Here is a 14,779-nt window from a genome sequence, read left to right as displayed (position 1 = left end):
CTCTTAGAATTTATTTTAAGGGTGTTTTTTTATGCAAATTTATAATGAATAAAGTAACCATATTATTAATAGCTATTTTATTAGTAACTTGTAAAACAAGTGCTATAAAAAATGAAGACATAGTTCTAGAATTAACTAAAGAAGAACAGCTAAATAAATTATATCAAGAAAAAATAAAACCTCTGTTTAGTTCATATATTGATATAAAAATACCTAATGAATTTAGGATAGATAAGAACGACAACTCTATTAATGCTGGAGCAGCAGATAATTATATTGAAGTAAGTCAAGGATTAGTAGATTATGATAAAGATTATATAAAAGTTTATGTACTATCTCACGAGATAGGTCACATCGTAACACTTAATCAAGCAAAAAAGTTTAAATTGGGTTCACAAATACCTTCTGGGATTGAAACAAATGATTATAAAAAAGCAGAGTATTTAGCAGACTTAATTGCGATACATTTAATGCTAACCCAAGAGAAAACTTTAGGAGAAGAATTAAAACAGAATTTAGAAGTAGTTCAATCTTTATTAGGGCCAGAAATATTTACACATCCAAGTGCTGTAGATAGAGTAGAGCTAATGAATTTGTATATTGAAAAAAGCTTTAAAGAAGATCCTAAAGTAGCTTTTAAAGAAATTTTTGAAAAGGTATGGAATATGGATTAAAACAAAAGCGCCCCATAGGGCGCTTTTGTTACTTTCTTATTAACTCAATTCCTTAATTCAACATTTGCCACAATTTATCCTTGAGCTCCATTAAGCCTTGTTGAGCTACAGATGAAATAAATAACGCTTCAATGCCTTCTGGTAATTCTTGTTTAATTTCTTCTTTCAATTCGTCGTCTAGCATATCTGATTTTGATATAGCTAATAAACGGTCTTTATCCAATAATTCAGGATTGTGTTTGCGAAGTTCATTCAATAAAATTTCATACTCCTTTTTTATATCCTCGCTATCAGCAGGAATTAAAAAGAGTAGGGTAGAGTTACGTTCTATATGACGTAAAAAGTGATGCCCTAAACCTTTTCCTTCAGCAGCTCCTTCAATAATCCCAGGAATATCTGCCATTACAAAACTTTGATGATTACGATATTCCACAATACCTAAATTAGGTTTTAGGGTTGTAAATGCATAATCAGCAATTTTAGGTTTGGCGGCGGTAATAACAGATAATAAAGTTGATTTTCCTGCATTAGGGAAACCAACTAAACCAACATCAGCTAAAATTTTTAATTCAATACGATACCACCCTTCTTGTCCGTCAATACCTGGCTGTGCATAACGAGGAGTTTGATTGGTTGATGACTTAAAATGCCAGTTACCACGACCACCTTTACCACCTTCTAATAAGATGATTTCTTGTTCGTCTTCAATAACTTCATGTAAAATTTCGTCAGTATCAGCATCACGGATAATAGTTCCTAATGGAACAGGAATGATAACATCAGCACCATCATGTCCAGTACTTCTACTGCTACTACCATCACCACCGTGTTCAGCTCTAAAATGACGTTTAAATTTTAAATGGAAAAGTGTCCACATATTTTTATCGCCACGTAATATAATGTGACCACCTCGACCACCGTCACCACCATCAGGTCCACCTTTCGCAATGTATTTTTCGCGATGCAAGTGTGCAGATCCACGACCACCTTTACCTGATGATGCGTAGATTTTAATATAGTCGACAAAATTTCCTTCAGTCATTGTTCGTTGTTTATTTGTTGAATTGTTAAAAAGCGATTTAATCGTTATTATTTTAACAATTAAACAAGTGTTTGTTATAGTGTATCAAATACGTCTGATAAACGTTGTGTAATTTCTTCAATAGAGCCAACTCCGTTTACTCCGTAGTAGTTGTTTTGTGTTTGGTAATAGTCTTTTAAAACAGCTGTTTTAGTGTTGTATTCATTAAAACGATTACGGATTTTACTTTCATCCATATCATCAGAACGACCACTAGTTTTTCCTCTTTCTAAGATACGTTCAACTAATAAGTCTTCTGGTACTTCTAAAGCAACCATTCCGTTAATACGTTCGCCTTTTTCAGCTAAAAAAGTATCTAAAGCTTTTGCTTGAGATTCTGTACGAGGAAATCCATCAAAAATAAATCCTGCAGAATCTGCATTTTTGTTAACCTCTTCTTTCAACATATTAATGGTAACTTCATCAGGAACTAAATCTCCAGCATCAATATATGTTTTTGCTAATAATCCTAATTCAGTTTTATTTTTAATATTAAATCGGAATACATCTCCTGTTGAAATGTGTACTAAATTGTATTTTTCTTTTAAAACTTCTGCTTGAGTACCTTTTCCTGCACCTGGAGGACCGAATAATACGATGTTTTTCATTTTTGGTGGTGTTGTTAATTGATAAATAGCAGGCAAGTTTCTACCATAACCTTTGTAATCTAATCCGTAACCTACAATAAATTTATCATCAATACTTTTTCCAATATAATTTATATGTAGCTCTTTACGATAGACATCAGGCTTGTAAAAAAGTGTTACTATTTTTAGTTCTTTTAATTTTTTTGTTTTAAAGATTTCATAAATCTCTTGAAGGGTTGTGCCAGTATCAATAATATCTTCTAAAATAATAACGGTACGACCAGATAAATCTTCATTAAGACCAATTAAGCTCTTTACATTTTCTGTTGAAGAAGTGCCTTGGTAAGAAGACAATTTAACAAAACTAATTTCACAGTTTCCTTTATATTCACGTAAAAAATCGGCAGTAAAAACAAAGCACCCGTTTAAAATTCCTATGAAAATAGGAACTTCATCAGAAGGTAAATCTTTTCTTACTTGCTCAGCTAAAGAACTAACAATATTAGAAATTTCATCTGCTGAAATGAATTCTTTAAAATATAAATCGTGGAGTTTTGTAATTTTCATCAGACTGCAAAGATAGTTGCTTGATATTAAATGAAAAAACCGTTTTGAAGTTTATTCAAAACGGTTTTATGTATGTTTTTATTTAAGTTACTTGTTTTCTTCTTTTTTAGAAACGTCAAACATAATTGGCGTTGCAACAAATAAAGAAGAATAAGTACCTACTACCACACCTACGATTAATGCGAACATAAATCCTTTAATACTGTCCCCTCCAAAGAAGAAGATAGCTAACATTACAAGTAATGTTGTTAAAGAGGTGTTGATAGTCCTTCCTAATGTACTGTTTAATGCTTTGTTTACTAAACTAGCAGTAACAGAGTTTTTGCCTTCTGTAAACTCTCTAATTCTATCAAAAATTACCACAGTATCATTTAATGAGTATCCTACTACTGTTAAAATTGCTGCGATGAATGATTGACCAATTTCCATATCAAATGGCATGAATTTGTATAGTAAAGAGAATACACCTAATACTACTAACACATCATGAAAAACAGCTACTACCGCACCAATAGAGTATGCCATTTTTCTAAAACGTAATAAGATGTATAAGAAAACTACGATTAACGATCCTAAAACTGCCCATAAAGCTGATTGCTTAATATCATCTGCAATAGTAGGTTCTACCTTAATGTAGCTCATAATTCCGTTTCCTGCTTTTTCAAAACCAGGTTTAAAGTTTTCGTAAGAAGTGTCTCCTAAGTATGGTTTTAATCCTTGATATAAAGCGTTTTGAACTTGTTCATCTACATTAGTACCTTCTTCATCAATTTTGAAGGCAGTAGTAATTTTTAATTGGTGATCAGAACCAAAAGTTTTTACTTCTGGAGCTGTACCAAATACTTCTTTCAGCTGCTCTGATACCTCATTACCTTTCATGGCTTCGTCAAAACGTACCACATAAGAACGTCCTCCTTTAAAGTCTACCCCTTGCTTTAAACCTACAGTAAAAATAGAAGCTAAGCCTACTACGATAAAGAATCCTGAAATTATATAAGCTATCTTACGCTTTTGTAAGAATTCAATATTAATATTTTTAAACCAGTTTTTAGAGAAACCAGTATTAAAAGGTAACTTAGTTCCTTTTTCAACAGCACCGTCAATAAATAAACGAGTAATGAATACAGCTGTAAATAAAGAAGTAGCAATACCTATCATCAGTGTTAAAGCAAAACCTTTAATTGGTCCTGTACCGAAAGTGTATAAAATAATACCAGTTAATAAAGTAGTAATGTTAGCATCAATAATTGCAGATAATGCTCCTTTAATACTAAATCCTTCATCTACTGATTCACCTAAGTTTTTTCCACCGTTTAAGGCTTCTTTAATTCTTTCAAAAATAATTACGTTTGCATCTACTGACATACCTATGGTTAAGATAATACCAGCAATACCAGGTAAGGTTAATACTGAATTGAATGAAGCTAAAATTCCAAAAATAAATAAGATGTTAACTACTAAAGCAATGTTAGCATAAATACCAGCTCTACCGTAGTATAAGAACATCCAAACCAACACTAAAATAATAGCTAACCCGAATGACCACATACTTGCATCAATAGATTCTTTACCTAATGATGGTCCAACTACTTCAGCTTGAATAATACGAGCAGGAGCAGGTAGTTTACCAGCTTTTAAAACTGTTGCAATATCTTGTGCCTCAGTTACTGTCATGGTTCCTCCTGAAATTTGAGTACTACCACCAGTAATAGCTGTATTTACAACAGGAGCAGTATATACGTAGTTGTCTAATACCACAGCAACGAACTTACCAATATTTTCGCTAGTCATTTTTGCCCATTGCTTAGTACCGGAACCATTCATTAACATGGATACTACAGGTTTACTCAATTGATCGTATTCTTGTTTAGCATCTGCAATTACATCACCACCAATAGGAGCTTTATCTTTTCTGTTAGATTTTATTGCATACAAACCAATAATCTCTGTTCCATCAGTTCCAGCTTGAGTTTTGTAATCCCATAAAAACTTTGTATATTTTAAGTTGTTAGGTAATAAAGCTCTAACCTCCTTGTTCTGTAAGAAACTATTTACTTTCGCAGTATCTTGAACTCTAGCTTGTGCAACTAACGAGCTTACTTGTTGTGGACTCTGAGCTACATTAGGGTATAAATAAGTAAATAAGTTCTTTTGAGTTTCAACTTTTGTAGAATCAGCAGATTCACCCAATAAATCATCAATATCATTGTCTGCCTTAGCAGTATCTTTCACTTGTTCAGTTTCAGAATCATCTTTTAACATTTCAGCAACTTTAGCGTTTGCTGTAAAGAAAAAGTTTTGAACATCTGCATTCGTGTGTACTTCCCAAAACTGTAATTCAGCAGTACTTTGTAGTAGTTTTTCTACACGATCAATATCTTTAGCACCTGGTAATTCTACTTGAATTCTACCAGAGTTTCCAATACGTTGAATGTTCGGTTGTACAACTCCAAATTTATCAATACGGCTACGTAATACTTCAAAAGCAGTGTTGATAGAAGTGTTTATTTCTTCTTGTAAAGTCGATTTAACCTGCTCGTTTGTTTTGTTGAAGTCTATTTTATCACGTAAAGCCTTTGTTCCAAAAATGCTAGGGTCACTTAATTTAATACTACCATTACTTAATTTTTCGAACTCGTTGTAGAATAAATCTAAGTAATTCTCTTGGCTATCTTTTTGAGCTTCATCAGCATTCGTTAATGCTTGCTTAAAAGTTGTGTTTTGAGAATCGTCAGACAATCCGATTAAGATATCTTTTACTGATACCTGTAAAATTGCGTTAATACCCCCTTTTAAATCAAGACCAAGGTTCATCTCCTTGTTTCTGATATCATTGTAAGAGTACTTTGCAAATCCTAAATTTACTATCTCTTTGTTAGCTACGCTATCTAAGTATTTTCGTTCATATCTTGCTAGAGCTCTACCGTTGTTATCACTAACATTAGCTTTAGCATATTGTTTCGCACTATCTTCTACCTTATTGGCAAAGAATGTAAACGATAACTGATAAATACTCACTAGACCAAAAAGTATAGCAAATAATTTAATTAATCCTTTGTTTTGCATTGTAAATAATTTAAATCGACTTTATTTTAAAAACGTGCAAATATAGCGTTTCGTTAAAAGAAAAGCCAATTCTTTTATCATATTTATGTGATTAGATAATAAATAGGGAATATTTGCTAACAAATGTCAGTTTTTAGGGGGATTATATTACGTATATTTACCTATTTTTTAGCAAAATAAATAACTTAAAAATTTTAAATAATTCGCCATGGCGCATTTAACAGATATCGAAATTGCTCAAGCAAAAGAATTACAACATATTAAACATATAGCAAGTAAATTAAAAATTAAAGAAGATGATTTAGAAATGTATGGGAAATACAAAGCTAAATTACCTTTAAGTTTAATAAACGAAGAGAAAGTAAAAGAAAATAACTTAGTGTTGGTAACAGCACTAACACCTACGCCAGCAGGTGAAGGAAAAACAACTGTTTCTATAGGTTTAACAGAAGGATTAAATAAAATAGAAAAACAGGCAACTGTAGTATTGAGAGAACCATCATTAGGACCTGTTTTTGGAATTAAAGGAGGGGCAGCTGGAGGTGGACATTCGCAAGTTGTACCAATGGAGGATATAAACTTACATTTTACTGGAGATTTCAACGCTATAGAGAAAGCAAATAATTTACTGTCAGCTTTAATAGATAACAATTTACAGAGCAGCACTGATAATTTAAATATCGATCCTCGTACGATTTTATGGAAACGCGTGATTGATATGAACGATCGTTCGTTACGTCAAATTACAATTGGTTTAGGAGGAACGGCAAATGGAATACCACGCGAAGATGGATTCAACATTACACCAGCATCAGAAGTAATGGCTATTCTTTGTATGGCAACTTCTTTTGATGATTTAAAAGAACGCATAGGGAGTATTTTTATTGGGTTCACTTTTGATAAAAAGCCAGTTTTTGCACGTGATTTAAAAGCACAAGATGCAATGGCTATTTTATTAAAAGATGCAGTAAAACCAAATTTAGTACAAACCTTAGAAGAAAATCCGGCAATTATTCATGGTGGACCTTTTGCAAATATAGCACAAGGTACTAATACAATTATTGCAACTAAAATGGGGTTGTCGTTATCAAATTATGTAGTAACAGAAGCTGGTTTTGGAGCTGATTTAGGAGCAGAAAAGTTTCTAAATATAAAATCACAATATGCAGGGTTAAATCCTAAATGTGTGGTTCTAGTTGCTACTATTAGAGCATTGCGCCACCATGGAGGATCATCAAAAGAAGAATACAATAGCCCAAGATTAGAGCGTGTACAAAACGGATTTAAAAACCTAGAAAAGCATATAGAGAATATTAGAAAATTTAATATTGAACCTGTAGTAGCTATCAATTCTTTTATTTCAGACACTGAGGAAGAAGTTAATTATGTGATTGATGCTTGTGCTAGTTTAGGTGTACAAGCAGTTGTTTCAGAAGGATGGGCAAAAGGAGGTGAAGGAACTAAAAAATTAGCTGAGGCTGTTGTTGATGTAGTTGAAAACAAAGCTACCCAATACAAACCGTTGTACGATTGGAAAAGTCCTGTAAAAGAAAAAATAGAAAAGATTGCCAAAGAAATTTATGGAGCAGATGCTGTAACCTATGATAAAAAAGCTGAGTTAAACTTGCGAAGAATTGATCGTTTAGGTTTTAATGACTTTGCTGTTTGTATGGCAAAAACTCAAAAGTCATTTTCAGATAATGATAAGTTAATTGGAAGACCAGAGGGGTTTACAGTAAATGTTAGAGAAATAGAAATAGCAGCAGGAGCACAATTTATAATTCCAATTTTAGGAAAAATGATGCGTATGCCTGGGTTACCCGCAACTCCAGCATCAGAAAGTATGACAATAGATAACAAAGGGCTAATTTCTGGTTTGTCATAGGTGTTTTTTACGTTTATAACTTAAATGTGTTTTCATGTTAAAAGAGAGCCAAGTTTTAAAAGGTAATAATAGTTATTAATAAATAAGTCCCGAGTTTGTTTATCACTCGGGACTTAATTTATTAAAAGATTATTCGACAATAAGATTATTTAATTTTATGTTTTTTAGAGCTTTTAAACTCCCCTCTATAGAGTTTAAATCCCCTTTTAAATTATATTTTTTACCTTTTATATTAACAAGTATACCAATGCTGTTAATCTTACTTTCTTTGATTGTTTGGTAAATTTGATAAGTAACACCCTTGTTTTTAAAAACTAAGGTGTCTTTTGTTTTATTGAGTCTGAAATTGTAATCTCCCCCCATCAATTCAATAGGGAATGAGAATTCTACAGTTCTATCAGGTTTAATCAAAGCGTAATTAAGAGCTAATCCATTCATACTAAATAGAACAGCCCGTTTCTTGTTTTTAATAAGATTAAATGATAATATTTTAGAAAGCCCATCATATTTTAAATCTAGTGTTTTAGTGGTTTTGGTATTTTTTTTATTTCCGTTCCATTCTGTTATAGTAGTCGAATAAAAAGGAGTAAAAGCAGCATTTTCTTCTACAATTAAAATAGGAGTAGGTATATTGTTTACTACTTTAAAAGTTGAATATTGATGCCAGCAACAACCACTTTTAGTAATGGTATGAATGGTTTTTGTTTTGTCATCCGTTTGAAACATACCACAATATTCTTGTGCTAATCGAGTAAACTCAGGGCTAAATGTTAGTTTGTTGTTAATTTCTAGATAAATTTTAAAAGACGGTCCATGATAGCAGCTAAACTGTCCATCCATGATAGCTAAGTCTTTAACACCATCGAAATTAAAGTCTTTATAAATTAAAATACTTTGTTTTCCATATGGAATGTTTAACATACTTGTTTTAACAACTCCAGAGGTCTCTAACTCAAAAGTTAATTCATCAGAGTGTATTTCTATAATTTTTGTATTTGTTTTAGATTCGTAAACAGTAATACTTCCTTTTTTGAAAATTTCATTTTCATAACCTTTTTCAATAACCAAGAGTCCTTTATATCTTTCTGAAAAACCTATGATCTCGTAATGAGTTTGACCAAATATCTTTAGAAAAGTAAATATAAACAGTAGCGTAAAATTCTTTTTCATGAAGTAAACTATTGAGATGTTAATTCTAAATGATGTTCCATAAAACAAAAAATATATTAAGAATGAAGGAAAATAAATATAAAAAAGAAATCCTTTGGTTACTGGATAATTAACCAAAGGATTGTTTTATTTTATAATAAAAATATTTTTATGTTAATTCACACCACGTTGTTTGTTAATTTCGTCTTGTAATTGTCTACGTAATTTTTGTTCTTTTTCAATGGTCTTTTTTTTGTATTGTTCAAATTCCTCTTCAGTTTCAGTTAATAAACTTTTTGTTTCTTTAGTAACTACATTACTGTTATTAAACCTGTATATGAAGAAAGCTAAGGCAGCAAGTAAAACAAAAATAATACCCCATACTATAGAGTTGTAGGTGGATTTGTTTAAAGGAATTCCAACAAAAGAAATAGCATCTTCCTTATCAATAGAAGTAACTAAATCTTTGTTTAGTGTATCTATCTTAGTTTGTAATTCAACAATACTTTTTTGTTGTTCATCTATTTTTACCTGTTTAGCAGCAGCATCTGTTTTAATAACCTTTATACTGTCTAAAATACTATTCTGTAGTCTTAAGTATTCATTTTTTTTTACGACCTTATAAATTTGGTAGTTGTTTGATTTCTTATAAAGTTCTTTAAACTGGTTTTCAACCGTATTAGGTTGGTCAGGAGAACTGGTTTGAGCTATAATACTTTGAGATAAAATAAAGATGAATACTATTTTTAAAAATTTCATGATACTGATATTTTTGTTCAATTGATGAATACATATGGTTTAAAAAAACCCAAACGTTAAGGTTTGGGTTTTTAGTATAAGCAAGGTTATGAAACTTATTTTACTTTTTCTACAATGGCCTTAAAAGCTTCTGGATTGTTCATAGCTAAATCAGCTAAAACCTTACGGTTTAATTCGATATTATTAGCTTTAACTTTACCCATAAACTGTGAGTAAGACATTCCGAACTGACGAGCTCCAGCGTTGATACGTTGAATCCATAAAGAACGGAAGTTTCTCTTATTGTTTTTACGGTCACGGTATGCATAAAGCATTCCTTTTTCAACCGCATTCTTTGCTACTGTATAAACGTTTTTACGACGTCCAAAGTAACCTTTTGCTTGCTTCAAGATTTTTTTTCTTCTATTTCTTGAAGCTACTGAATTTACTGATCTTGGCATAATTCAAATGTGTTTTTGTAGTAGGCGACTTACTTAAAAGTTCTTTAATGAGCCCAACTCCATGGTTAATAATTAAATTCCCTGAGCTAACAATTATTTTAAAACTAATTGTTGCTTAATGTTTGCTTCATCAGACTTATGTACTAATGTAGCATGTGTTAATGCAAGCTTACGTTTTTTAGACTTCTTTGTTAAAATGTGGCTTTTAAACGCGTGCTTTCTCTTGATTTTTCCAGTACCAGTTAACTTGAAACGTTTCTTAGCACTAGATTTTGTTTTAATTTTAGGCATCTTTGTTTTTTAGTTTTATCTTGCTTATATTATTGTTCTATGTATTATTTGCTCTTTTTAGGGGCAATAAACATAATCATACGTTTTCCTTCTAGTTTCGGCATTTGTTCTACCTTACCGTATTCTTCTAATTCTTGAGCTAATTTTAATAGTAAAATTTGTCCTTGTTCTTTAAATACAATCGAACGCCCTTTGAAGAATACAAAAGCTTTTAATTTAGCTCCATCTTGTAAGAACTTAATCGCATGCTTCTTTTTGAATTCGTAATCATGTTCGTCAGTTTGAGGTCCGAAACGAATTTCCTTAACGGTAACTTTAGTAGCTTTAGCTTTTAAAGCTTTTTCACGTTTCTTTTGCTCATATAAGAACTTTTTGTAATCAATAACTTTACAAACAGGAGGAACAGCTTTAGGTGAAATTTCAACTAAATCTAATTCTAACTCTCGTGCAATCTCTTTAGCTTTAGCTAATGGATATACACCTACTTCCACGTTATCGCCTACAAGACGAACTTCATCAACATGTCTAATTTTTTCATTAATTCTATGTTGATCTTCTTTAATTACTCTCGCGGGTCTTCTACCGCCTTTTCTTCTAATTGCTATGACTTATAAATTTTAAATTACTATCTATTTTTTAATTACCAAAAGGAACTAATGTCTTACTAACTTCTTTCTGTATTAGAGAAATAAACTCCTCTATAGTAAATGTTCCTAAATCACCTTCACCATGTTTTCTTACAGATACTGTGCCATCTTTTTCTTCTTGTTCACCAACAATAACCATAAAAGGTATTTTACTAACTTCGGCATCACGTATCTTTCTTCCTGTCTTCTCGTTACGGTTATCAACGAGGGCGCGAATTTCGGAATTTTCTAACAAAGTTAAAACTTTTTCGGTATATTTTTGATATTTCTCGCTGATTGGCAGTACAATAACTTGCTCTGGGGTTAGCCAAAGAGGGAAATTACCACCTGTGTGCTCCAATAAAACAGCAATAAAACGCTCCATAGAACCAAATGGTGCACGGTGAATCATTACTGGGCGGTGTAATTGATTGTCAGCACCTTTGTAATGTAAATCAAAACGTTCAGGTAGGTTGTAATCGACTTGAATAGTACCTAATTGCCAACTTCTACCTAAAGCATCTTTTACCATAAAGTCTAACTTGGGACCATAAAAAGCAGCTTCACCTTCTTCAACAACATAATCTAACCCTTTGTCTTTTGCTGCATTGATAATTGCTTGCTCAGCTTTTTCCCAGTTTTCAACTGAACCAATATATTTATCAAGGTTAGCCATATCTCTAATAGATACCTGAGCAGTAAAATCTTCAAAACCTAAAGACCCGAACACGTATAGTACTAAATCAATTACATTTTTAAACTCTTCATCTAATTGTTCAGGTGTACAGAATATGTGTGCATCATCTTGAGTAAAACCACGAACACGAGTTAAACCATGTAACTCACCACTCTGTTCATATCTATATACAGTACCAAATTCAGCAAAACGTTTAGGTAAATCTTTATATGAATAAGGTTTGTGATTGTAGACCTCACAGTGATGTGGACAGTTCATAGGTTTTAGCAAAAACTCCTCGTCTTCTTTTGGAGTAGTAATAGGTTGAAAACTATCTTCACCATATTTAGCATAGTGCCCAGAGGTAACATATAGTTCTTTCTGACCAATGTGAGGAGTCATAACCATTTCGTACCCTGCTTTCTTTTGAGCAGCTTTTAAGAAATCTTCTAAACGACCACGTAAAGCAGCGCCTTTAGGTAACCATAACGGTAAACCTTGTCCTACTTTTTGAGAAAAAGTAAAAAGTTCTAGCTCTTTACCAAGTTTTCTATGGTCACGCTTTTTAGCTTCTTCAAGTAGTTCTAAATATTGTTTTAACTCTTTTTGTTTAGGAAAAGAAATTCCATAGACACGAGTTAACTGGTTGTTCTTTTCGTCACCGCGCCAATAAGCACCAGCAACATTCATAATTTTTACTGCTTTAATAATTCCTGTGTTCGGAATATGTCCTCCACGGCATAAGTCAGTAAAATCACTGTGATCACAAAAAGTAATATCACCATCTTCTAAACCTTCAATAAGTTCTACCTTATATTGGTTGTTTTGTGCTTTATAGTAGGCTAAAGCATCAGCTTTAGAAATAGAGCGCATTTTAAACTCAGCTTTTTCCCGAGCACGCTCTAAAAATTTCTTTTCTATTTTATCAAAGTCTTTTTCAGAAATAGTATCTTCTCCAAAATCAACATCATAATAAAAACCATTCTCAATAGCAGGTCCAATAGTTAATTTTGCATTTGGATAAAAATCTTGAATAGCTTGTGCTAATACGTGAGCAGAGGAATGCCAAAAAGCTTTCTTTCCTGCTGCGTCATTAAAGGTATATAAAACTAACGAGCCGTCTGTGGTAAGTGGGGTGGTGGTTTCAATGGTGTCTCCTTCAAAACTTGCAGAAATAACATTTCTAGCTAAACCTTCACTAATACTTTTAGCAACATCCATTGGAGTGCTGTTCTTTTCAAATTCTTTGACGCTCCCGTCAGGTAATGTAATTTTAATCATTATATATATGTGTTATGTATAATTTCCTTACAAGTGGAAATTTTGAATCGCAAAGATATTGTAAAAGCATTTTGTAAGCAATATATAATAATTAAAGATTATAAGATTAATTTTATAAGCACAATAATTTTAGAGAGCTAATGTTTTTTAAAATGAAATAATTACTTTTAGTTTTTTTAGCGTTTGTTTTTTAGATATGTTTTTTGATTTTTTTAAAAATAAAGGTAAGCTTGAACCATTTGAAATTAAAAATAGTAGTGCAGTCTTACTCTTAATGGCTCCTGGGTTGTATGTTTATTCTGTTTTAATTTTTTATTTTAATAAAAAAGCAATAGAACTCCCTGGTTTAAGAGAAACCTTCGCTGTTGTTTTTTTTATAGCAGGAATAATACCTCTTGTGAAAAAGGAGTGGGCTAAAAAATACTATGGCTATGTGGTTTTTTTAGTGTTATTTTTATTTCAACATTATCTTATATATACGACTAAAGTAAATGATTTTTCAATAGACTATTTGTTAGGAACTTTTATTGTGATGTTTGGAGCTATACTAATTTTAAACAATAGAGGTTTTATAATGGTTTTTAGTGTTTTCCAGTTATTGCATTTAACTTATTGGGGTTTCACATCAAATATAAATATTGTATTAGAATCTGCGATATTAATATCTACTTCTACTATTTTTATTTTTTCAACAATTATTTTAAATGGTCATGTAAGATATCGAAAACAATTACAAGAAATAAATTTGTCATTAGAAAATAGAGTAAAAGAGAGAACAAAAGACTTAGAAATTAGAGCAAAAGAATTGTCAGAAAAGAACGAAGATTTAGAAGAGTTCGCCTATGTAGTATCACATGACTTAAAAACCCCTTTAGGGAATTTACATGCTTTGTCAGAATGGATGTTGGAGAGTAATGTAAATGATTCAGGAAAAAATGAACACATCAATATGCTTCGAATGATGAAAGATCAAGTAGAGCAGATAGATTTATTAATTAATGGTATCCTTAATTATTCCTTAAAAGGGAATGAAAAGGAGGTGAAGAAAGAAATAAAAGTAAATAATATTGTAGAGCAAATAATAGAATTAAATTCTGTTCCTAATTGTATCATAGAAATAAAGAATAAGCTACCAATAATAGAGTATAATGAAACTGAGATAATCCAAGTGTTTGAAAACTTAATAGAGAACGCGATTAAGCACAACGATAAAGAATATATATGTATAGAAATAGGAAGCAAAGAAGAAGATAAAGAATATGTTTTTTATGTAAAAGACAATGGTCCGGGGATAGAACAAAAAAATCATAAAAAAATTTTTAATCTTTTTCAAAAGCTAGAAGAAACATCTTCTTTTCAATCTATAGGGCTGGGGTTGGCTTTGGTTAAGAAGATATTGAAGAGAAGAGGAGGACGTATATGGTTGAATAACGAAGAGGGGCAAGGAACTATATTTTACTTTTCGGTCATGAAAAAATAAAGGACGTGAGTGTAACTAATTATATAATAACGTATTAAAAAATATTTTAAAAAAAAGGTAAAAAAAGTGCTTGTTAAGTGGGGAAAGGTATCTATATTTGCACCCGCCAACGGAGAAGCGGTAAGCTTTAAAGTTAGTGAGAGTTCATTAAGATAGGGGTTTAAGATATTTAAAGAAAAGGTTAAAAAATAGTTTAACAAATTCTTGTTTATTAGGA

Annotated in this window: 12 protein-coding genes; 3 read left to right on the top strand and 9 right to left on the bottom strand. The window is 31.5% G+C overall.

Translation table 11 applies throughout. The annotated features are described in order from the left end of the window. Positions 1-44 precede the first annotated feature (44 nt). Complete coding sequence (locus tag ABMY20_RS12480; protein WP_173360961.1) at positions 45-674, top strand: hypothetical protein; 630 nt, start codon at positions 45-47, stop codon at positions 672-674. A 52-nt stretch (positions 675-726) separates the two neighbouring features. Here the strand turns inward: ABMY20_RS12480 and obgE are convergent, their stop codons facing one another. From obgE to secDF, 3 genes are all read right to left on the bottom strand, one after another. After that, a complete protein-coding gene (gene obgE / locus ABMY20_RS12475; RefSeq protein WP_073184416.1) occupies positions 727-1,716 on the bottom strand; it encodes a GTPase ObgE in 990 nt (329 codons plus the stop codon). Positions 1,717-1,790: 74 nt separating this feature from the next. Continuing rightward, the gene (locus tag ABMY20_RS12470; protein ID WP_349265426.1) at positions 1,791-2,909 is read right to left on the bottom strand and encodes an adenylate kinase; all 1,119 of its coding nucleotides are present in this window, start codon (positions 2,907-2,909) and stop codon (positions 1,791-1,793) included. A gap of 87 nt (positions 2,910-2,996) precedes the next feature. Beyond that, positions 2,997-5,975, bottom strand: a complete 2,979-nt coding sequence (gene secDF / locus ABMY20_RS12465; protein WP_349265425.1) for a protein translocase subunit SecDF — start codon at positions 5,973-5,975, stop codon at positions 2,997-2,999. Positions 5,976-6,183: 208 nt separating this feature from the next. Here secDF and ABMY20_RS12460 point away from each other — a divergent pair, with 208 nt between their 5' ends. Next, the gene (locus tag ABMY20_RS12460; protein WP_349265424.1) at positions 6,184-7,860 is read left to right on the top strand and encodes a formate--tetrahydrofolate ligase; all 1,677 of its coding nucleotides are present in this window, start codon (positions 6,184-6,186) and stop codon (positions 7,858-7,860) included. 129 nt (positions 7,861-7,989) lie between these two features. On the opposite strand, the gene ABMY20_RS12455 is transcribed toward ABMY20_RS12460, so the two are convergent. The 6 genes from ABMY20_RS12455 to thrS all read right to left on the bottom strand — a co-directional run bounded on the left by ABMY20_RS12455 (position 7,990) and on the right by thrS (position 13,082). Beyond that, complete coding sequence (locus tag ABMY20_RS12455) at positions 7,990-9,030, bottom strand: hypothetical protein (RefSeq protein ID WP_349265423.1); 1,041 nt, start codon at positions 9,028-9,030, stop codon at positions 7,990-7,992. A gap of 153 nt (positions 9,031-9,183) precedes the next feature. After that, positions 9,184-9,768, bottom strand: a complete 585-nt coding sequence (locus tag ABMY20_RS12450; RefSeq protein WP_047790516.1) for a hypothetical protein — start codon at positions 9,766-9,768, stop codon at positions 9,184-9,186. A gap of 95 nt (positions 9,769-9,863) precedes the next feature. Next, positions 9,864-10,208 carry a 50S ribosomal protein L20 gene (rplT, locus tag ABMY20_RS12445; protein WP_028891166.1) on the bottom strand — a complete coding sequence of 115 codons (345 nt, stop codon included), beginning with the start codon at positions 10,206-10,208 and terminating at the stop codon, positions 9,864-9,866. Positions 10,209-10,301: 93 nt separating this feature from the next. Then, positions 10,302-10,499: a 50S ribosomal protein L35 gene (gene rpmI, locus ABMY20_RS12440; RefSeq protein WP_047790515.1), complete on the bottom strand. Its 198-nt coding sequence runs from the start codon at positions 10,497-10,499 to the stop codon at positions 10,302-10,304. Positions 10,500-10,543: 44 nt separating this feature from the next. After that, a complete protein-coding gene (infC, locus tag ABMY20_RS12435; protein WP_262706669.1) occupies positions 10,544-11,062 on the bottom strand; it encodes a translation initiation factor IF-3 in 519 nt (172 codons plus the stop codon). Positions 11,063-11,135: 73 nt separating this feature from the next. Then, a complete protein-coding gene (thrS, locus tag ABMY20_RS12430; RefSeq protein ID WP_349265422.1) occupies positions 11,136-13,082 on the bottom strand; it encodes a threonine--tRNA ligase in 1,947 nt (648 codons plus the stop codon). A gap of 196 nt (positions 13,083-13,278) precedes the next feature. Here thrS and ABMY20_RS12425 point away from each other — a divergent pair, with 196 nt between their 5' ends. Continuing rightward, entirely contained in the window at positions 13,279-14,562 is a 1,284-nt protein-coding gene (locus ABMY20_RS12425; RefSeq protein ID WP_349265421.1) for an ATP-binding protein, read from the top strand. The last annotated feature ends 217 nt before the right edge of the window (positions 14,563-14,779 follow it).

Origin of the sequence: Tenacibaculum sp. SSH1-16, assembly GCF_040104435.1 — a bacterium.
GTDB classification, from domain to species: domain Bacteria; phylum Bacteroidota; class Bacteroidia; order Flavobacteriales; family Flavobacteriaceae; genus Polaribacter; species Polaribacter mesophilus.
Note: the sequence above shows the minus strand (reverse complement) of the source record. Positions and strands in the feature narration are given on the sequence as shown.